Origin of the sequence: Actinomadura pelletieri DSM 43383, from assembly GCF_003634705.1 — a bacterium.
Classification (GTDB): domain Bacteria; phylum Actinomycetota; class Actinomycetes; order Streptosporangiales; family Streptosporangiaceae; genus Spirillospora; species Spirillospora pelletieri.
On the sequence record NZ_RBWU01000008.1, the window covers coordinates 330,858 to 350,634 of the forward strand.

Consider the following 19,777-nt stretch of genomic DNA (forward strand, 5'->3'; position numbering starts at 1 on the left):
TATGCCGGTTCCGAAACCGGTGGTGCGAACGGCGCCGCCGCGCCAGAGCAGTGGCCTAGTGGGGTTGCCGGAGTGGTTCTGGGTAACCAACTGGCATCCGTTGAACGGTCGTGTCTCGGCTCGGAACGTATGGGTTGAGGTCACTGCTCGTCCGCAGAGCATGACGATCACGCCAGGACCTGAGCCGGTTGTTCGATGCTCTGGGCCTGGTACTGCCTATGACAGGTCACGGTCGGCTGCGTCGCAGCGGACCGATTGCTCGTACACCTTTGCCCGGGCTTCGATACATGAGCCTGGCGGGGCTTATCGGGTGCGGGTGACTGTGGTGTGGGGCGGTACATGGCGGGGGTCTGATGGGTCTGGTGGTGTGCTTCCGCCGTTGAGTCGGTCGACGACTTTCCGGTTGCGGGTCGCCGAGGCGCAGGCGCTGTACGGATGAGGGCCGGTATGAGGACCAGTGGTCGATCGTTGGCGGGAGCTGCCGTTTCGAAGGTCGGGGGCGGGGCCGGTTCTGTATCGTCCGTGCGGTTGGCGCGGCAGCGTCGCCCCGGGGTGATCGCGGCAGCGGTGATGTTGCTGGTGCTGGCCGTTGCGACCAACGTGTATCTGTTTCGCTCTTCGGGTGAACGAGTGTCGGTCGTGCGGGTTGCGCGTGATGTCGCGGTGGGGCACGAGGTCGTCTCGGCTGATCTGGACGTGGCGCGGGTTGCGGTGGCGCCGGGTGTGGCGGTGGTTCCGGGGCGGCAGCTTGGGCAGGTGGTGGGGCGGCGCGCTGCGGTGGGGTTGCGGCGGGGGACGCTGTTGGCGGCTTCGCAGTTGACGGTGGAGCAGGGTCCTCCGGTGGGGCGGGCGTTGGTGGTCGTGCCGTTGAAGTCTGGTGTGGTGCCGCCGGGGTTGGCTGCGGGGTGGGGTGTTCGTGTGGTGTTCACCTACGGCACCCAGGGGCAGGGGCCCGTGACCGGGGCGGCGCACGGGCGCGCGCAGATCACTCGCCTGCGGGATGTGGCCGCGGTGGTCGATGGGGTGGAGGGGCCGGACGCCGAGGGCGTCATGTCGGTGTCGTTGATGGTGCCCGATGCCGATAGCGGCGCGGTGGCGCGGCAGGCGGCCGCCGGGATGGTCGTTCTCGTGGTGACGGCGAGGCGGGGCTGATCATGGCTTTGTACTGTGTGGTTTCGGCGGGCGGGTCGCCGGGTGTGACCACTACGGCGTTGGGCTTGGCGATGACGTGGCCGGGCAAGGTGCTGCTGGCCGAGTGCGATCCGATGGGGCGGCGTGTGCTGCCGGGCTTCTTGGCGGATCGGCTCGGTGAGGCGGTCGGTCCGGGTCTGCTTGGTTTGGCGATGGCCGCCGAGGGCGGGGCGCAGGGTCGGCTTCCGGTTGAGGATTATGTGCTTCGTCTCCCCGGTGAGGGCTCGGTGGAGCTGTTGCACGGGGTTCGTGATCCTCGGCACGGGATGCGTCTGGGGTCGTTGTGGGGGCGACTTGCTGAGGTGTTGGCGGAGCGGTCGGGTGATGTGATCGCCGATCTTGGGCGGATCGGTGGGCGGGACACGCCGGATGATTTGTTGAGGGCGGCGCGGGCTGTGGTGGTGGTGTTGCGGCCGACGCTGACACAGGTTGATCTCGCCGGGCCGCGTCTTGACGCCTTGGCGGGTCTGGTGGGTGATCGTGCGTCTGTCGGGTTGTGTCTGATCGCGGACGGGCCGTACAGCGCGGCGGAGGTCGAGCGTGTACTCGGGGCGCCGGTGTTGGCCGAATTGCCGTGCTCGCTTGCCGATGCTGCGGTTCTGTCCGATGGTGCTCGGCCCCGACGGTCGTTCAAGACCTCGCTGCTTCTGCGGTCGCTCACATGTCTTGGACGCCGTATCCGTTCGACCGCCGACGCGCCGTCCCCAGGTGTTGGCGGCGAAGACTTGGCGGTCCTGTCGGGTGTTGGTTCCATCGGAAGGGGCAGACGGTGAGTGCGCCGGGATGGGCGTCCGTCAGGCCGGTGGGAGCCGCCCACGCTGATGCGGTGTCCGTGGTGGACGAAGCGCAGGTGTGGGCGGCGGTCCGTGAGGTGTCCGGGCAGCTCGTGGATGTCTTGGGCGACGGTGTCGACCGGGCTCGGGCACGGCAGTTGATCGACGCGCAGGTTCAGGCGTGGTCGCATGGGCTGTTGGCGTCCGGGCGGGTGATGTCCGGGGAGGCGTTGCGCGATGTTGCCCGGCTGGTTTTCGACCGGCGGTTCGGGCTCGGGCCGTTGCAGCCGTACCTGGACCGGTCCGATGTGGAAAACATCGTCGTCAACGGCTGTCGGCAGACCTGGATTAGTTACACCGACGGCACCAAGCGGCCGGGGCCACCGGTCGCCGAGACCGATGAGGATCTCGTTGAGTGGGTCCAACTTCTGGCGCGCCGCGGGAACACGGGACGGGAGTTCTCCCATGCCTCGCCGTTGTTGGACGTCGCGCTCTCCGATGGTGTCCGGTTGGCCGTGGTGGGTTGGGTGTCCAGGCGCCCGCATCTGGCGATTCGGGTGCATCGGCTGGTCGATGTCACCCTGCGGCAGCTCACCGAGCTCGGCACCCTGACCGAGCCGCTGGAGGCGTTCCTAAAGGCGGCGATCCGGGCTCGGCGGAACGTGATCGTGTGCGGGGAGGTCAACACCGGTAAGACGACGTTGGTGCGTGCGTTGGCCAACGAGATTCCGCCCGAGGAGCGGGTCATCACGTTGGAGAGCGACTTCGAGTTGTTCTTGGACGATCCGCGTCTGGCGCACCGGCATTACGACGTCGTCGCCCTGGAGGCCCGGCAGGCCAACGCCGAGGGCGCGGGTGAGGTCCGATTGCAGGAGCTGGTGCCTGCGTGTCTGCGCTTGAATCCCGACCGGGTGATCGTGGGTGAGGCGCGGCACGGGGAGCTGGCGCCGATGCTGGAGGTGATGTACTCCGGGGCGCGCGGCTCGATGTGCACCCTGCACGTCCACCGGCCCGAGCACGTGTTCAGTCGGGTGGTCCAGCTTGGGCGCCGCGCCGACCTCGGTCTCGGGGCCGATGACGTGCACCTGATGTTCGGGCTGGCCGAACCCTTGATCGTCTACCTGGAGCGGGATCAGGCGAGCAACGAGCGGTTCGTGTCGCAGGTGATGGAGATCGGGCCACCGGCCGACTCGGTGGAACCGACCCGCAATCTGATCTTCAGCCCGGGGTCGGACGGGCGAGCCACCCCCGCGGGTGGGCACATCAGCGCCGCCCTTCTGGGGGAACTCGCCGCGCAGGGGTTGGACCCGGAGTTGTTGAGGCCCGGCTCTGATGTGGGGGGCTGGTAGCGGTGAGTGTGCTTGCGGCGCTGGCCGGCCTGTGCGCCGCCGGAGCCGTCTTGATGGTCGTCGCCGGGCTGCGCGGAACCGAGCCGGGGGAACGGCGGGTGCGTCCGCCGTCGCGGTTGCGGTTGCTTGTGCGGTCGTCGGCCTGGCCGAGGCGCCGTAATCGATTGCTCGCCGCTGCTGTGGCGGCGTTGGTGGTGCTGTTGCTGTCCGGGTGGCCGGTCGCGGCGTTGGCTATGGGGGCCGGGGTGTACGCGGTTCCGCCGATGCTGTCGGGACGGGCGGCTCAGCAGCGGATAACGCGGCTGGAGGCCCTGGCGCAGTGGTCGCGGCGGTTGGCGGAGATGATGGGCGCCAGCCGTGGTCTGGAACAGGCGCTGGCTGACAGTGCTCGTATCGCGCCCGAGGCGATTCGCGAGCCGGTGTCGGTGCTGGCGGAACGGCTGAACAATCACGCCAACACCGAGCAGGCGCTCCGGGTGTTCGCCGACGATCTGGACGACCCGATAGGTGATCTGATCGCCTGCGCGCTGGTGTTGGCCGCGCGTCGGCGTGGTCCTGGTACGCGGGAGGCGTTGCGGCTGCTGGCCGACGCGGTGGAACACGAGGTCCTCGTCCGCCGGGACGTCGAGGCCGAACGCGCCGGGTTGCGTACGATGCTGGTCGTCATCGTGGCGTCCGTGGTCGTCCTGAGCGTGCTGTTCGCCTCGTCGCAAACGTTCGCCGCCCCGTACGGCACCGCGCTGGGGCAGATGGTACTCGCGGTGGTCGCGACGATCTACGGGGCCGGGCTTTGGTGGATGCGGCGGTTGGCCGTCCTGTCGACCGGCGCGAGGTTCCTGCACACCAACCGCCGCGCGCCCGCCGAGGAGGGGGTCGGGGCGTGACCGTGCTCGCCGCTGTTGCCGGGTGCCTGGGCGCCGTGGGCGTCATCATGCTCGTCGGCGAGCTGCGGCCCGCGCCTCCTCGTCTGGATGCCGCGTTGGCTCGCATCCAGCCCGTGCCGAACTCTCCACTGCCGGTCGAGCGGGTGAGCACACGCGACGGTGTTGGACGGTGGTTGGCCCAGCATGTCGCCCGTCCGGCGGGGCTGCTGGCGTTGCCCCGGACCGATCTGGCGTTGCTCGGACGTTCCGTCGAGCGGTTCATGCTCGACAAGCTGACCCTGTTCATCACCGGGCTCCTGGTGCCGCCGGTGTTCAGTGGCCTGGTGGCGTTGGCCGGGGGCTCACCGGCGTGGATGTTCCCGGTCGTCGCCGGGCTCGCCTTGGGGGCGATTCTGTGGCTCGTCCCGGACTGGAACGTACGGTCCCAGGCTCGTCAGCGTCGCCGCGACTTCCGGTATGCCTTCACGTCCTACCTCCAGCTCGTCGTCCTGGAACGCGAAGCGGGCGCCGCGTTGAACGCCGCACTGGAGAACCCGGCGAAGATCACCGAGGGGTGGCCGTTCCGCCGTGTTCACGAGGCGTTGACGCGTGCCCGGCACGGACAGCAGCAGCCATGGCGGGCCCTGGCCCGGCTCGGCGAAGAGATCGGCGTCCGTGACCTGATCGACCTCGCGCACACGGCGGAGATCGCCGGGAGCGAGGGCGCGAAAATGCATGACGTCCTGGTCGCGAAGATCACCTCCATGCGGCATGAGGCGTCCGCCGCCGCGCGGTCTGAGGCCAACTCCCGCACCACCGCCATGTGGGTGCCGACCAGCCTGCTCATGCTCGGATTCGTGATCCTGGTCGGCTTCCCGTTCTTCTCCAAGCTCCTGGCGTCCGGCTGAGCGCCTGAACTTCAACACAAACGCATCGGGGGACCATGAACACGCTCGATACTGCGGCGCTTCGCGTCGCGTTTGCCGTCCACGACCGAGGCCGACGGCTCGCCGCCCGTTTGCGGGGCCGGGGCGACCGGGGCTCCGGGGTCGTCGAGACAATCATCATCGTCGCTGGCTTCGCCGGGCTGGCGTTCGTCGTGTACCTGGCGGTGTCGAGCAAGGTGCACGCCTGGATCAACAAGATTCCTGGTGCCAGCGGGCCATGACGGCGCCCGAACGAGGTCGAAGGCGAAGCGACAAGGGGTCGGCGACCGTCGCCACGGCCATCACCTTTCCCGTCGTGGGGCTGCTTTTCCTGGCGCTCGTGCAGGCGGTGATGGTGTCAGTGGCCCGGGACGTCGCGCAGTCGGCCGCCGAGGAAGGGCTGCGCGTTGCCCGCGCCCGCCAAGGCACGTTCGCCGATGGACGGGCCGCCGCGGCGTCCTTTGCCCGCGACGAGCCCGTCCTGCAAGGGCCCACTGTCACGGTGTCCGGCGCCAACACCGTCGTTGTGCGGGTCACCGGCCGCGCGCCGACGTTGTTGCCTGGCGTCAACATCACCGTGTCCAGGACCGTTCGCGGTGCGCGTGAACGGTTCACCACCCCAGGGTCGGCGTGACCGTGCGAAGGAGAACGCCCGACGGCGAGGGCCGGGACGCGGGTAACGCGGTGGTGGAGACCGCGATCCTCGCGCCGGTGTTCCTCACGTTCCTGGCGGGGTTGCTCGTGGTGATGCGGGTGACGCATGGCAGTGCCGTGGTCGCCCAGGCCGCCGCTGACGCGGCCCGGCAAGCGTCCATCGCCCGCACCGCACGTCAGGCGCGGGCCGAGGCGCACGCGAGCGCCATGTACACCTTGCGTGACCGGGGTCTGCGCTGTATGCCGTCCGTCCATCTCGATCTGTCCGGCTTCAATCGTCCGGTCGGGCAACCGGCCACGGTGTCCGCGCAGGTGACCTGCGTTATCCAGCTCAGCGACGTCGGGTTGCCTGGGATGCCCGGTACTCGGACGGTCACCAAGATTCATCGGTCGCCGATTGATCCTTACCGGGCGGCTCGATGAGCGTCGGTACGTCGATACGGCGACGCCTGCGCGTACTCCGGCGGCCGTCCGAGTGCGGAAGTGTGAGCGTCTTCGCCGTCATCATCACGTTGGTCGTCGTGGTGTTCTTTGGTGCCGTCGTCGACTTCGAGCAGGCTCTTGAAGCCCGGCAGGACGCCAACACCATTGCCCAGGAAGCCGCCCGTGCCGGTGCCGGACACGTCGACCGGGACCGTGCCTACAGCCGCGGGCAATTCGTCGTGGACCAGGAGTCTGCGGTTCGAGCGGCGCGGTCCTATCTGCGGGCCAGTGGCCACAGCGGCACCGTGACCACGGTTGGACGACGCACTATTCGCGTCCACGTCTCCATTACTCGACCTGCGCGGTTCTTGCCGGTGATCGGGATATCCACCCTTCACGCCGAGGGCACCGCGACCGCGATCCTGACCACCGGAATTGAAGGACCCCCGCCGTGACCGACACCGGGCGCCGTTGCTTCATCGACTTCCTGCGCGGACTCAGCGCACTCGTGGCCTTCGTGTTCCTCCTGATCGGGTTCCCGGTCGCCATGTACGCCATGGGTGGTTCCCCCATCCCAGACCGTGTTCCGTCATGGGAGGAGATCAGCGCGACTCTAATGCGGCAGGACACCGACCAGAGCGTCTTCCTCACCACGATCATGTACGTCGGCTGGGGAGCGTGGTGCCTGTTCATCGTCACCGTCTGCGCCGAGGTGATGAACTATCTGGCCGGACGATCCAGGTCCCCAATGCCGCGACCGGTCCGGCCGGTGCAGCAACTGGTCCGAGACCTGATCGCCACGGCAGCGCTCACCTTCACCGCCGCCGCGTCCCTCGCCACCTCTGCCTCCGCGGTGCCGCACGCGCAGGCCGCCACCGGCGTCCATGTCGCAGAACCGGAACCGGGTGCTCGGCAACGTCCGGTGCCGGGTGAAGGCACGCCTTCGCAGGGACCGGCCGCACCCAATTGGACTCCGCTGTTGGCCGACGAGCCCCCGCCCACCCCGAAGCATGACCCGCGCCATAGGCGAGACCACATCGTCAAACGTGGCGAAACCCTCTGGAGTCTTGCCCGTCGTACCTACGGTTCGGGCGCCCTCTACCTCAAGATCTTCAAGAGCAGTCGGGGCATCGATCAACCCGCCGGAGTGCCCGCCCTCACCGATCCCGACGTTCTCTACCCCGGCCAGCGCATACGGCTTCCGCGAACAAACTCACCCGCCGACGGGCGCACACCGTCGCGAACGGCCTCGTCCCGTCCGGGAGATGCCGAAGACTCGACCGGGCGGGACGAGGCGAGCGATACCCGAGCACCAACCACGCCCGGATCGACGTCCAAGAGGGCCACGGCATCGGAGGTGCCGAGCCCGATCGTGGCACCGCCCGTCGACCCGACACCAGGCAGCCAAGGCGAACCAGACTCGCCATTGGCGATTCCCCTTTCGCCGGGCTCCCGTATCGGTCTCGGGCTCGCCGCTGCGCTCAGCGTGGCCGTGGCAGCCACCCGCCTGCACCGGCGCCGCCGACGCCTACCCGACACCGATCCAGACCCCTCCCAGCGCACCCCCGAATCCCCAATCGCGGTCCCGGTACTCAAAGCCCGGAAGGCGCACCTGGACGACACGGACGCCCGCGAGGCGCCCATCCCGTCCGACGAGGAACTCGTCCGCAAGGATTTGGTGGCCACACAACCGGACGACCTCGTCGTCGGCACCGGCGATGGCCAGGCCATCTCCGTCACCCTGCCGGGCCTCAGCCTGGGCCTGTCCGGAGACGGCGCGCACGCCGCCGCCCGCGCCATCACCGTCGAACTCCTGGCCAAGGCTCACCGCGACCGGGCGGCGGTCCTCATCCCGCAGGCCGATGCACAGGCCCTCTTCCCGGGCGACGACATCACTCACCTGTCCACGGCACTCGAGGGCTTGATCATCACACCAACCTTGGACGAGGCCATCGGCCATCTGGAGACGGAGCTACTGCGCCGCGGCCGGGTGCTGGAGATGACCGACCAGCCCGACGTGCCCACGTTGCGCACCAACGATCCAGCCGAACCCCTGCCGACCATGCTGCTGGTTGCGTCAGTCCCCCCGAACAAACCCACCGTGCAGGCCCTCGCGGGACTCGGCCGCCGACACTGCATCGGCGTCCTCTCCCTCGGTTTCTGGCCGTCCGGCACGAGCGTGGAACTCTCCGCCGACGCGACCGTTACGGACGCTCACGGCCCCGACGCCGAGCGTTTCACCGGAACCCAGCTCTTCGAACTGACCACGGCCGACGCCGCAGGAATGTTGCGAACCATCCGAACCGCCACCGGCAGCGAACCGGACGTCGTTCCCTCGCCATCAACAACGGACGCCGCCCCCGAACCGGAAATGCGCGCCACCTCACCCATCGTCCCGCCCCCACGCCCCTCGGACGAGTCCGTGCGTCCACCGGTCCGCCTCAACGTGCTCGGACACGTCGGCCTGCACACCAAGGACGGTCCGATCAGCACCGGGCTACGCCAGCGCGCCCGCGAGCTGCTCACTTACCTTGCCTTGCACCCGGACGGCGTGACCCGCGACCGGGCGAGCGCCGATCTGTGGCCGGATGACAGCCCTGAGACCGTCGTCGCGAAGTTCAACACCGCCGTCGGGAACATCCGCAGCGTCCTCCGCGCCGCTACCGGCCTGACTGAGCCCATGTACGTCATCCACAACGCAGGCCGCTACCACCTCGATCCAGATCTCATTGACATCGACCTCTGGCAACTGACCGCCGCCCTCACCGAGGTCCGGCATGCCGCGGACGACACCGCTCGAATCAAAGCGCTCACGCTCGTCACCGACCGCTACACCGACGAGTTCGCCAGCGGCCTCACCCAACAGTGGGCCGAAGCCCATCGCGAATACCTCCGCCATACGGCCAGCGCCGCCGCCAGTGACCTCGCACGCCACATCCAGGAGGACCACCCGGAGCAAGCGCTCACGGTGCTCGAACAGGCCATCATCTACGACCCCTACTCCGAGCCCCTCTACCAGTCCCTCATGCGGATACAAGCCCGCCTCGACCGTCCTGAAGCCGTCCGCCGTACTTACCAACTCCTCGCGGCACGCCTGGACGACATCGACGCCGAACCCGATGACGAAACTCGTAAGCTCGTGAATCTCCCAACACCCACGTCCAAACGAAACTGACGACAAGGGCCGGCGCACATCGAACGCGTGAACGGCGGCTCCGCGCCATCACCCGGCCGACTCTCGGACCACGAAGGCGCGTTGTCACGACAGAAGGGATGTGATCGGGTATCGGCGTGGACGTCGACCAGTTCTTCAGCTACGGGCCGCGCGCTCCATTCGAAGTACGGAATGTCTTCACTGACCGGGAAGCCCAGATCAGGGACTTTCGTGACCGGTTCGCCCGCCTGACCGAACGGTCGTGGACTGTCGATGAGCTGCTCGACTTCCAACGTCCGGCGTCCAACATCATCACCTTGTGCGGTGAGGGCGGGATCGGTAAGTCCACGCTGGCCAGGCACGTCGCGGGCCTGGCAGTAGGCGGCGAGTTGGAGGGCCTGCCGCGCCATGGCGCGCACGCGGTACTGGACTTCGCCGACCCTGCCAGTTCGAGCTTCGAGGCTGTCTTGCTGCGGCTTCGCGCGGCATTGGCGCCGCTGGCCAGGTCATGGCCCGCGTTCGATGTCGCGTTGGCGGTGTACTGGCAGCGCAAGCACCCCGGCGAGTCGCTAACAGCCTTCCTGCGCAAGGACAACACGGCGGATTCCCTCGGGGTCGCCGACCAGGTCGGCACCGCCGTGGATCAACTCCTTGGCGGGTTCGGCGCGCTGTCGGTGGCGTATCGGGCGCTGAACCTCCTGGGCCGGACAGCCACGCAGAAGGCACGGTTGAAACGTCTGCGGGCCGACCTGCCCGCACTCGATCCGATCTTGTCCGAACAGGACCCCGATCGGATGCTCGGCTACATGCCGGTCCTCCTGGCCGCCGACCTGGAGCGGGCGCGTCGTAAGCGTCCAGCGCTGGCGTTGTGCGTGCTGGACACCTTCGAGAACGTTCAGCGCCTTCCCGCCGAACGCGGCGGTCTGGAGGACCTGGTGTCGCGGCTGGTGTACCTGATGCCGAACGTCGTCTTCGTAGCGGCCGGACGGTTGGCGGTGCGCTGGCACGAAGAGGCCAAGGCCGTCGCGCTCACCTATGGCGGCGAACGCCGCTGGCCGGGCCTGGCTGGACACGACCAGCTCGGCCTGGACGGTTTCGACCGCGCATCGGCCGAGGCGTACCTGACCGCGCGACTAACCGTGGACGGGACTCCCGCGATCGGGCCCGGCATCCGAGAACGCATCGTCGCGGGATCCGGTGGATCTCCGCTCTACCTCGATCTGTCGGCCGGGCTGTTCGGGCAGTACCTCGCACGCGGGGAAGCACCGCCCGCCGAGGCGTTCGGGCTCGGGTTCCCCGAGCTGGTGTTGCGAACAATGCGGGACCTCTCGGCCCCCGACCGTGACCTGCTGCGGGCGGCGGCGCTGCTGGAGGCGTTCGACGAAGACGTCCTGCACGCGGTACTACCCCAGATGCGGCTCCGGCAGATCGAACGATTCGTACAGCGTCCGTTCGTCCGCCAAGACGAGACGGTGTGGCCGCCGTACCGGCTGCACGAGAACCTGCGCCGCAGCGTGGCCGAATGCGACGCCGACACCGACGACGGCTGGACACCGGCCGAACGCGCGCACAACGCCGAACGAGCCATCGAGCACCTGGCACGCGCCGCGTTGACGGTCTGGGACGACGACGCCGACCATCCGGTTCCGTTGGGGGTGCGGAGCAGGCGATGCGTGGCGGCGTTCCTACTCGTCCTGCACGCCGCCCACGAGCACCGGCTGACACCGCGAACGTTGGGCGATCTCGCCTACAGCCTCACCGTGCTCGGCCATTGGCAGGTGCTGGTGTCCCTGCCTGAACTACCAGACTCCCCGGAACTGAATCGGCTGACCGCGGTCGCGCGACTCACGGCACGCGCGGACGTCAACGCCGAGGACCGCTACCAGGCGCTACGCGAGCTGATCGGTGAACCGGAAGGCCCGTACGCCGACTACTACCGGCACGAGCTGGCCAGCCGCGCGCACATCATCGGCAAGGTCGAGGAGGCAGCCGCCCACCTGTCCGGAATCGAGCCCGCGTCCCTGATCGGTGCAAGCGGCCGCTTCGGGCTGGCCGACAACGCGCTACGCCGCAGCGACTACCGCTCAGTCGCGCGGCTGATGGACGGCGCCTCACAAGCGGGCCTCGATCAGGTACGCGCCGCTGACCTGCTCGGCCACACCCACCTGCACAACGCCCGTTTCGCCGAAGCGGCCCAATTCTTCGAGACGACCCTGGACGCGGCCCGCGAAGCCAACGCCCCACTATGGGAAGCGCGCGCACTACGACACCTCCTACTGGCGCTGATGTGGTACGACCCGGACCGCACCATGTCACTGCTCGGCCGGGCCCGGGAGCTGAACGGTTCGGCCGGGGAACCGATCGGCCTCGCCCAGTGCGACATGGCCGAGGCGATGGCCAGCGCCCTTCGCGGCGAGCACCGCGCGGCCGCCGCCCTCCTAGAAGCAGCGGCACGCCGGTTCGGCGAACTCGGCGCCTCCCGTGAGCTACTGCCCGTCGAGGCGCTTCAAGTCCTCCTGGACGCCTCCGGCGGCCGAATGGCGGAAGCCACCCGCACGGCACGAAGCCTGACCGACGACTGCCTCCCCGTGTGGGCACCGGTGACCCGCGCGTGGGCCGGGCTGGACGCCGACTTCACCGCCATCGCCTGGCTGGACGACCCGGACGCGGCCCGGCGCCGCTGGTCACAGGCCCTGACACGGCTACGGAAACGGAGCTGCGGGCCGCTGGACGTCGGCGACCACCGCGCCTTGATCCCAACCGGCCGGGTGCCCGACGCGCTCGTCGAGACGGCGATCCGCGATGCCCTGCGAAGCCCCGCATTCGACGGCCCACGCGAGCCGGTCGACGCGGTGGGGACGCTCGGCACCGACGGTGTCGTGTCGGGCGAGCGGACGGTGGTGAAGGTGCGTCGACGGATGCACGAACGGCTGGAGACCGTCCGCAACTTCGACAAGCTGCGCGCCACGACAGGCATTAAGGCCCCACGACTTCTGGACGCGGGAGCCGCGGGAGAAGCGTGGTGGGCGGTCCTGGAACGCCTCCCCGGCACGCCCGCAGATCACCCCACCCCCGCGCGCCAACGCCAGCTCGGCCGCCAACTGCGCCAATGGCACTCGCAACCTCCCGGCGACGGTCTGCGCCTGGACGACCCCGGTGCCTTGGGCGTCCTTCTGGGCTGGGCCCGATCGACCACCCCAGACACCTACCCCGCCCTCGCCGAGCACATCGCCGCGGCCTGCCGAGGACTCCCCATGACCGCGATCCACGGCGACGTCGCGGTCTGCCACAACACCCTGTTCGACGGCGAGACCCTCACCGGACTACTCGACCCGGGCGCAACCGAGGCCGGGCCGCCGATGCTCGACCTCGCCTGGGCCCTGGCCGTCGACATGCCACGTGGCGCCCAGCCCGGCCCGCTGATCGACGGCTACGGCAGCGACGCCGTCGACCACGACGCCCTGGCCGCGCTGCTGCCACTGATGATGCTGCGACGCCTCATCGACGCCCCGTCCCTGGGCCTCGCCGACACCGACGGCGCATGGCTCACACGATGGCTCCGCGACCACCATCCCGACCTGCTCACCCTGGCCCAATAAGCCCGGCCCGACGGGCACACGCGTACGGAATGTAGTTGTCCAGCACATTCGCGGGCACAGAAAGCCGCCCGCGAAGCTCGTCCTCGTCGTCGCGGGCGTAGAAGCGGTTGAGGCCGTCAAACAGCGCCACCTTGTATCCGGCCGCCAGAACGAGCGGCTCCCACTCCTGGTGACTCGGCTGCGTGGTCAATGGAACGGTCGCCTCAACCACGATCACCCGCGGCCGCCAAACCCTCAGATCGGCCGACCGCAACACGGCGGCCTCCGCCCCCTCCACGTCAACCTTCAACAGGTCGAACCCCGGTTCGGCATACGCGTTCAGAACCGCCTCCAAGGTGACGACCTCGACGCGCAACTCCTCATACCGCCAACCGTCCGCCAGATGCCCCTCCAGAACATCCCTGCGCAACGTGCTAAGCCCACCACCACCAGCCATCCCCGCACCCGGAACGACGCGGAAGAACGACGCGTAACCCGGCTCGTCTCCCACAGCCACACGCAGGTTCACATCACCCGGCCGAGCCCGCTCAAGACGTGCGTGGCGCTCGGGCAACGGATCGATGTTGACACCCCGCCACCCAAGACCGTCCACCAGGTTCTTGGTCAGCGACCCCCTGACCGGCTCGCCGGCCCCAACATCCACAAAGAACCCGCCCCGCTGGCCAGCGAAGGCGCGCATCAGCACAACATCCTCCGCATTCCCCGCGTACGCGATCAAGTCATACCCACTCACCCCGCCAATCTACGGGCCACCTCGCCCCACCCACGAAGAAGCCCAAAGGGCAACGACGAGGTCAACACTCCCGGCGCCTAGTCAAGGGCCATCGGCGGGGGATCAGATAACTCTGGCTCGGACTCAATCGGATTCGTAGCGTCAGTGCTGGTCAACGATTCGAGCAGAAGTTCGGACGTTAAGTCGATTGCCCGGGTTTACGTCTACTCATGGCCTGATCCGGCCAGACCATGACTTCCCATGTCGTCTTGGGTGACAAGTTTAGTAAAAATTCTTCAATCGACTGAGGTGTTGATCAACTTTCGAATGTTTCCTAGCGTCGGTGGCGCGGAGATTCGCTTCGCCGCTCTGTTCAGGAGCGACTTTTGCCGTCCGGTAGTGCTCCGGTCGGCCGCTCCAGGAGGAAACACATGTCAGACCGAAAGTTCCCTCTCGCTGCCACATCCGTCGTGTTCGTCGCGGCAGCCGCCACGGCGGTGGTCGGCAGCACGGTGTCAACAGTCAGCGCCGCCCCTAGTTCTCTCCAGAATCAGATCGACGCCCAGCTCACGGCGCATCCGGGTGGGGTGCAGACCGCACCGAACGAAATTAGCTATCAGGGTGGGAAAGTCACGCTCACCTTTCCCCAGCCCGGTCACACATCTGCCAACCCATGTGCCAAGGGTGCGTACTGCTTCTACGACGGCGCCAACTTCACCGGCCGCAAGCTCACGTTCCGCGACTGCGACAGCACTCAGTTCTTAACCGACTACGGGTTCGGGGACAAGACCTCCTCCTGGACGAACGCCACCAAGCACACCATCGAGGTCTACGACCAAAACGTGCAGCCGTGGAAGTTGTTGTGGACCCAGTATGCGGGTGCGGCGTCGGTAAACGTGGGCAGCGCCGCTGACAACAAGGCGGACTTCTTCAACACCACCTGCTGAGCGGGGGTCCCTGGAATGAAGTTCACCATGTCGTTGGCGACAGCAGTCGCCTGTGTCACGGCGGTTGCCGCCTTCGCCGCGCCCGCCTCCGCCTCGGCCTCCGATGGCGACTACGCTGCTTACCGAACGCACTTCGCGAAGCTCGCGAACGTGCAAGGTGGCGAAGCTCCGACTCCGTCGATCGCTGAGATGCTCGCACGGGAACGCACCCATACCTATGGGGTGGACATGTCCACCGTGGCCCAGCGCGACCCTCGGCTGCCGCGCGCGCAGAGCTGGCGCGACGAGTGCCTTAAAACCAAGATCGAAGATACCAAGGTGGGGGAGGTCAAAGACCGTTCGCACTATTGCAACCACGGCCGCTACTTCCTGTCCACGCTGGACACTCCCGACGGCAAGCCCGGCGTGGTCTGGTTCGACTGGCTGGTCTACGGCGAAGGCAGTGTCGGCGGCGGAAGTCAGCGCATCATCGCCCTCCACCAAGAGCTGATGAACATGCGCTCCGACCCGGACTTCCCGTGGCCGAGGCACAAGGTGATCACTGCATCGATCGGCTGCGACGTGCAGGTTCCCAAGGGCATCGACCCCAACAAGGCATGCCAGGGCACCTGGTTCGCCACCCGCACGCTTTCGGAGTGGCAGTCCAACCCCTACGCGAATACCAAACTTTGGTCGGACGAAAAGGAGCTGGCCGACCCGAAGTGGGAGCCGCAGGTCGGAGAGGAAAAGGTGATGATGGCGGCATTCCAGCCGAAGGTCACCAGTATCGTTCCCTCCCTCAAACCGGGTCCGCAAGCAAAAGTCGACCCCCCACCGGACATCATTAATACGGTGTCGGTAAATGGCTACGCCCGCTTCGACTCGGCGAAGTACCTGTCCACCAGACAAGGCGCCATCTTCCGTGGCGTCGTGCCGCACATCAGTTACGATCCCAGCAAGCCCCGCTGGAAGGAACTCGCTGAGCATATCCGCGACGCCTGCGACAAAGATGGAAACAAGAACACCTATCCGCCGACGACGCAAGCAAAAGACATCCCCGGATGTGACATCGATCATCTCATTCACCGGGTCGCCCAGTCGAAGGTGGGTTGGCCTAAGCCGCAGCCGGGCGCAAATAGCCGACACAAAGAGCGGTACAGAGCCAACAGTAACGCCAAGGACCGCGCCTGCAACGCAAGCACCCCGCAAACCTCTACACCTGGAGCCAAGCAGTGCGACGAATTCCCGTTCGCATCCACCTATGAGGGTGCAGCGCGTTCGGAGTTCCCCACCAGCGAGTTCGCAGGGCTGAAGGGTACGGGAATCGGTAACCAGTTCTCCGTCCGTAAGATCAACGCTCAGCAGAACAACTGGGGAGGAAGTGACCTATCGACCTGGTACAGCAATGACCGCATTCTCGACTGGGCGACCGGTGGGTCAAGTTCCACCAGCGCCAGCGGCCTGATGCGGGACGGCTTCTGGGTACGGATTGGGTCAGTCGACTAGCCCGTCAAGCAAGCCCCCAGGGTGAGCCCTTCCAGGGCTCGCCCTGGGCGTTTCCAATTAACAAAGGGAAGAAATGAACCAGCTATTAAAGATCGCCAGTTTGCTCACCGGCGCCGACCACTACATGTTCGGGTTCGAGGACGAGCAAACCATCGGCTCGTCGGAGCTGCTGCCCGATGAGGGCTCATGGATCGGCTGGGGAGACCATGGCTTGATGATCTCGGTCATCACCGAATTGCCAGAGAAAGAGGTTCGCCTCGAATACTGGGATGGGCCACCTCCCAACCCGGATGGCCATGAGGTGACCGAAACTTCCACGGTGGCTCTACCAACCGGTTCGATCAGCCACTCCATGCTTGCCGGCGGGATCGAGCACGACATCTTTCAAATCCCCCAAGGCCGCTACTTGGTGCGCGTATCGGCATGGGATCGTCAAGCCACCGCTGACGAGTACCGGCAGGCCGGTGAGCGTAGCGACTTCGACCGCACCGATCCCGACTTCGTTGCCGCTTACCAGCGACTCACCGGCAAGGAGAGGTATCTGATCCAGTTCTGGCCGGAGACCTGATGCCGCGGGCCGCTGCCATCGTCCGTAAGCTCCTCATCGCGCTGGTCGGCCTGGCGCTCGCGATCTTCTTGTTGGGGCTCCTGACCAGCTACCCCGGCTGGTTCTTCTTCGTCTTCGCCTTGGCTGTCGTGTCTGGAGCGCCTTATCTGTGGTTCAAGCGCAAGTCTGACTCATCGGAGGGAGAACGCGCACCAAGGGGATGAAGTAGCACCAGGTACCTTAGTGCCTGTACTCGGACCGTTGGGGCGGGCCATACAGATGGACTCCATGGCTTCCAGGACTTGCGCTAGGAGCCCATCGAGGAGCACGACGGGCGAATGCGTGATCGGCCGGTTCGGCGACCGTTCCGCCGGGGCTCGCGGTGCAGGTCGCCGCATCGTCCCGATTCGACGGCGTGTTGGCGGGCCCACCTGATCGTGGAGTCGACCTCCGCATCCCAGGCGATCAACCCGGCGCGGGCGTGTAGGGCAGGCAGGTTCTATGCTCAGGCGCCGTGCGCTGCCAGCTGCGCGCCAGTCCATAGACGCACGCCAGGAACCGTAACACTCGGTCGCGTCCACCACAGCCCGCCAGTGGCTGTAGTAGGTGGGTTGCCGTATGGGTCCGCTCTGACAAGTCGGCTCAGGCGCCGGAAACAGGTAAAAGTGGCCATAGAAACGCCCATTGCCCGTCGGTCAGGTTGTTAGCCACCGGGTCTCCGGTTGTGGGTCAACCTTCGTCGGTAAATCATCCATCGGAGATCTGCCGTAGCTGCTTTCGTGATCGCGCTCGCCGCAAACATGCATATGTACTTCTCGGTTCAGGCGGCGGACTCATCGAACGAACTGATTCGGCGTCCGAGTGTTAGCGGGCTTGACGAACTTATGCGAGGTGTTCCTTAATGGCGGTCGGTCCGCCGCGCTAATTCGCCGCTAATGGAAACGCGGCGGCGGGGCGGCCGGTCAGGAGGATCCAAGGAATGGCGACACTCGATCTCAAATCCGCGGGCCCGCTGCGTTGCGCGTCGATGTCCTGGCGGCGCGCATTTCCGGGGCGGGTGGACCAGATTCCGATGGCGCGACAGTTCGCGATGTTCCTGTTCGCTGAGACCTCGATCGTCTCGGACGTGGGCTTCGTGGTGACCGAGCTGTCTTCGAACGCCGTCCGCCACACCCGGTCGGGCGAGCGCGGGGGCTGGTTCACGGTCGAGCTGGTGGTCGGCGGCCTGGCCTATGTCGGTGTCAGCGACCTCGGCGGCGGCGGATACCCCACGGTGCGGTACGACCCGATCGACGGCCCCCTCGACAATGAGGGCGGTCGGGGCCTACGGGCGGTCTCGCAGGTGGCCGCAACGATGGGTGTCCACGGAAGCCCGAGCACAGGGCACATCGTCTGGGCGGACCTGATCTGTACCGACAACCGGCCGGAGGAACCGGCGCTGGTCACGCCGAAGACCCCGGCTGCGTAGGCGGGACCAGCCTGTCCTTACCAGGCTGGTCCCACACTCAGCTTAAGGGCCAAGCCCAGACCCCGCCCGCACACCGAGTCAAACGCGGGCGGGGTCTTGCTCACTCACGGTTCCGTGGACGGACGAGGCGACCGGGGGTGTGATCGGGGGAGGGACCGGGGGGTTGTCTATGGACGCCCCTGTCTCACACCGGTATCTACGCAGGTCATGGCGCTGATCGGGTGGGGCGACGGTGCGCCCGGATATCCCCCAAAGGGGGCATGGATAGGTGTGGTCGCTCGCCGGGCTGAGACTTCGTCGATCCCCCAAAAAGCAATTCCCTTTCCGCTCCCAAGCCAACCACCAAACCACACCGCACACAGGCCGTCCCCGCGTCGCATCAAGGCGCGGCGACAAGGCGGCCCCGCACCGGGTCGAGGTGACATCCCAAAAGGCCGAGGCCGAAACGCGCGAGCCCGGCGTCGCCAAATTCCGTGATAGGTGCCGGGGTTGGGTGCGCACGCCGGGGCGGCCCGAACCATTAAAACATTGTTTACTTAGGTAAGCCTCTCCAGCCGTTCCGGCTACCAAATTCGTCGGCGCTCCGTGTTGCATTCGCCGCGTCATCGAGAAATGGTCGTCATGGCGGACGACGCCGGGCGGGAAAGTCCCGCCGAATCGGCCGTCATTTCAGGAGGCAAAACAATGGCGAACATCAACACCACCGCGACCCCGGACACGGCCACCACCGCCCCGGCGAACGGCACGGCGGACGGACGGCCGGGCGGCGCGTCCGGGGCCGTCTGGGACGCGCTGAACGCCGCGCCGGACGGTGCGACCGTGGCGGCGTTGGCCGTCGCGTCCGGAACCAGCCGCGCAACCGTAACCAAGGCACTGACGGCGTTCGCGGACGCCGGACTCGCCACCCGGACGCCTGGTCAGGGCACCGGACGGGGCCGCACCCCGGACGTGTGGGCCCCGGTCCCCACCACGGCCGCCACCAGGGCCGCTGACCCCGCCACGGCCGTCCCGACGAACGACACGGCAGGCACCGACGCCCCTACCACGCCGGACGCCACCGGGACGGGCGTCATCTCACCGGACACCCTCGCGAACGCCATGCAGGTGCTGTCAGATGAGGCCGACCGGCGCGCGGCGGCGGCTGAGTCACTGCGCAAGGCGCAGAAAGAGGAGGCCGAACGGCGCGCGCGGGTCGACGCCGAACTTCGTAAGGCCGAACAGCGCGAAACCGCCCGGGTCATCCTGACCGACCTTCTGAGCACGGTCACCACCACCCTCGCCGCGATAGCGGCCGACGACGAGGAGCGCATCACGCGCGGCATGGAAGACATAGCGCGCTACGCCGGTAGCGTCCGCCGCACCAATCGCGCCACCACCGGGACGCGGACGCCACGCGCGACCGGCGACCGTAGCGCGCCGTCACCGTTGCGCCCCCTCGTCGCCGAGCACCTGATCGCCTACCCGGACAAGGAATTCACGCCCGGTGAGATCGCCAAGGTCCTGGACCGGTCATCCGGTGCGGTCGCCAATGCTCTCGACACCCTCGTCTCGCGTGGCGAGGCGGTCCTGACCTGTGAAAGTCCGCGCCGCTTCCGTGCCGCTGCTAGCGCCGACGCGGACAGCGCGAACACCCCGTGAACCGTAGGCGGGGCGGACGGGTAGCGGCCCGTCCGCCCCGTCATGACC

Annotated in this window: 18 protein-coding genes; 17 read left to right on the forward strand and 1 reads right to left on the reverse strand. The window is 67.3% G+C overall.

The window, feature by feature from the left end:
- The first annotated feature begins 528 nt into the window (after window positions 1-528).
- The 11 genes from BZB76_RS32195 (at window position 529) to BZB76_RS32240 (ending at window position 12,932) form a co-directional block, all read left to right on the forward strand.
- A complete protein-coding gene (locus tag BZB76_RS32195) occupies window positions 529-1,152 on the forward strand; it encodes an SAF domain-containing protein (protein ID WP_170180865.1) in 624 nt (207 codons plus the stop codon).
- 65 nt (window positions 1,153-1,217) lie between these two features.
- Entirely contained in the window at window positions 1,218-1,964 is a 747-nt protein-coding gene (locus tag BZB76_RS34420; RefSeq protein ID WP_147449632.1) for a hypothetical protein, read from the forward strand.
- 53 nt (window positions 1,965-2,017) lie between these two features.
- The gene (locus BZB76_RS32200) at window positions 2,018-3,313 is read left to right on the forward strand and encodes a TadA family conjugal transfer-associated ATPase (protein WP_170180866.1); all 1,296 of its coding nucleotides are present in this window, start codon (window positions 2,018-2,020) and stop codon (window positions 3,311-3,313) included.
- Between the two features lie 2 nt (window positions 3,314-3,315).
- Complete coding sequence (locus BZB76_RS32205) at window positions 3,316-4,197, forward strand: type II secretion system F family protein (protein WP_121438199.1); 882 nt, start codon at window positions 3,316-3,318, stop codon at window positions 4,195-4,197.
- On the forward strand, window positions 4,194-5,084 hold the full coding sequence (locus tag BZB76_RS32210) for a type II secretion system F family protein (protein ID WP_121438200.1): 891 nt from the start codon (window positions 4,194-4,196) through the stop codon (window positions 5,082-5,084). The genes BZB76_RS32205 and BZB76_RS32210 overlap by 4 nt, the downstream gene beginning before the upstream one ends.
- A gap of 35 nt (window positions 5,085-5,119) precedes the next feature.
- The gene (locus BZB76_RS32215) at window positions 5,120-5,344 is read left to right on the forward strand and encodes a hypothetical protein (RefSeq protein WP_121438201.1); all 225 of its coding nucleotides are present in this window, start codon (window positions 5,120-5,122) and stop codon (window positions 5,342-5,344) included.
- Complete coding sequence (locus tag BZB76_RS32220; protein WP_121438202.1) at window positions 5,341-5,736, forward strand: TadE/TadG family type IV pilus assembly protein; 396 nt, start codon at window positions 5,341-5,343, stop codon at window positions 5,734-5,736. The genes BZB76_RS32215 and BZB76_RS32220 overlap by 4 nt, the downstream gene beginning before the upstream one ends.
- 53 nt (window positions 5,737-5,789) lie before the next feature.
- On the forward strand, window positions 5,790-6,179 hold the full coding sequence (locus tag BZB76_RS32225; protein ID WP_170180868.1) for a TadE/TadG family type IV pilus assembly protein: 390 nt from the start codon (window positions 5,790-5,792) through the stop codon (window positions 6,177-6,179).
- Window positions 6,180-6,241: 62 nt separating this feature from the next.
- Window positions 6,242-6,634 carry a pilus assembly protein TadG-related protein gene (locus BZB76_RS32230; protein ID WP_170180869.1) on the forward strand — a complete coding sequence of 131 codons (393 nt, stop codon included), beginning with the start codon at window positions 6,242-6,244 and terminating at the stop codon, window positions 6,632-6,634.
- Window positions 6,631-9,354, forward strand: a complete 2,724-nt coding sequence (locus BZB76_RS32235; protein WP_121438205.1) for a BTAD domain-containing putative transcriptional regulator — start codon at window positions 6,631-6,633, stop codon at window positions 9,352-9,354. Before BZB76_RS32230 ends, BZB76_RS32235 begins: the two co-directional genes overlap by 4 nt.
- Window positions 9,355-9,470: 116 nt before the next feature.
- A complete protein-coding gene (locus BZB76_RS32240; protein ID WP_121438206.1) occupies window positions 9,471-12,932 on the forward strand; it encodes a protein kinase family protein in 3,462 nt (1,153 codons plus the stop codon).
- On the opposite strand, the gene BZB76_RS32245 is transcribed toward BZB76_RS32240, so the two are convergent.
- The gene (locus BZB76_RS32245) at window positions 12,916-13,665 is read right to left on the reverse strand and encodes an FkbM family methyltransferase (protein ID WP_121438207.1); all 750 of its coding nucleotides are present in this window, start codon (window positions 13,663-13,665) and stop codon (window positions 12,916-12,918) included. The genes BZB76_RS32240 and BZB76_RS32245 overlap by 17 nt on opposite strands.
- Before the next feature lie 410 nt (window positions 13,666-14,075).
- Here BZB76_RS32245 and BZB76_RS32250 point away from each other — a divergent pair, with 410 nt between their 5' ends.
- The 6 genes from BZB76_RS32250 (at window position 14,076) to BZB76_RS32275 (ending at window position 19,729) form a co-directional block, all read left to right on the forward strand.
- Window positions 14,076-14,591 carry a peptidase inhibitor family I36 protein gene (locus BZB76_RS32250; protein ID WP_121438208.1) on the forward strand — a complete coding sequence of 172 codons (516 nt, stop codon included), beginning with the start codon at window positions 14,076-14,078 and terminating at the stop codon, window positions 14,589-14,591.
- Window positions 14,592-14,606: 15 nt separating this feature from the next.
- Window positions 14,607-16,076, forward strand: coding sequence for a NucA/NucB deoxyribonuclease domain-containing protein (locus tag BZB76_RS32255; RefSeq protein WP_121438209.1), 1,470 nt, complete (start codon window positions 14,607-14,609; stop codon window positions 16,074-16,076).
- A gap of 73 nt (window positions 16,077-16,149) precedes the next feature.
- Window positions 16,150-16,644, forward strand: coding sequence for a hypothetical protein (locus tag BZB76_RS32260; RefSeq protein WP_121438210.1), 495 nt, complete (start codon window positions 16,150-16,152; stop codon window positions 16,642-16,644).
- Window positions 16,644-16,847, forward strand: a complete 204-nt coding sequence (locus BZB76_RS32265; RefSeq protein ID WP_121438211.1) for a hypothetical protein — start codon at window positions 16,644-16,646, stop codon at window positions 16,845-16,847. Before BZB76_RS32260 ends, BZB76_RS32265 begins: the two co-directional genes overlap by 1 nt.
- 755 nt (window positions 16,848-17,602) lie before the next feature.
- Window positions 17,603-18,091, forward strand: a complete 489-nt coding sequence (locus tag BZB76_RS32270) for an ATP-binding protein (RefSeq protein WP_121438212.1) — start codon at window positions 17,603-17,605, stop codon at window positions 18,089-18,091.
- 684 nt (window positions 18,092-18,775) lie between these two features.
- Window positions 18,776-19,729 carry a MarR family transcriptional regulator gene (locus tag BZB76_RS32275; protein WP_170180870.1) on the forward strand — a complete coding sequence of 318 codons (954 nt, stop codon included), beginning with the start codon at window positions 18,776-18,778 and terminating at the stop codon, window positions 19,727-19,729.
- Window positions 19,730-19,777 lie beyond the last annotated feature (48 nt).

What these genes read in the sequence shown, in the direction of transcription:
- BZB76_RS32265 (WP_121438211.1), top strand. Translation starts at nt 16,644, where the DNA reads ATGCCGCGGGCCGCTGCCATCGTCCGTAAGCTCCTCATCGCGCTGGTC.
- BZB76_RS32270 (WP_121438212.1), top strand. Translation starts at nt 17,603, where the DNA reads ATGGCGACACTCGATCTCAAATCCGCGGGCCCGCTGCGTTGCGCGTCG.
- BZB76_RS32275 (WP_170180870.1), top strand. Translation starts at nt 18,776, where the DNA reads ATGGCGAACATCAACACCACCGCGACCCCGGACACGGCCACCACCGCC.
- BZB76_RS32215 (WP_121438201.1), top strand. Translation starts at nt 5,120, where the DNA reads ATGAACACGCTCGATACTGCGGCGCTTCGCGTCGCGTTTGCCGTCCAC.
- BZB76_RS32260 (WP_121438210.1), top strand. Translation starts at nt 16,150, where the DNA reads ATGAACCAGCTATTAAAGATCGCCAGTTTGCTCACCGGCGCCGACCAC.
- BZB76_RS32220 (WP_121438202.1), top strand. Translation starts at nt 5,341, where the DNA reads ATGACGGCGCCCGAACGAGGTCGAAGGCGAAGCGACAAGGGGTCGGCG.
- BZB76_RS32250 (WP_121438208.1), top strand. Translation starts at nt 14,076, where the DNA reads ATGTCAGACCGAAAGTTCCCTCTCGCTGCCACATCCGTCGTGTTCGTC.
- BZB76_RS32255 (WP_121438209.1), top strand. Translation starts at nt 14,607, where the DNA reads ATGAAGTTCACCATGTCGTTGGCGACAGCAGTCGCCTGTGTCACGGCG.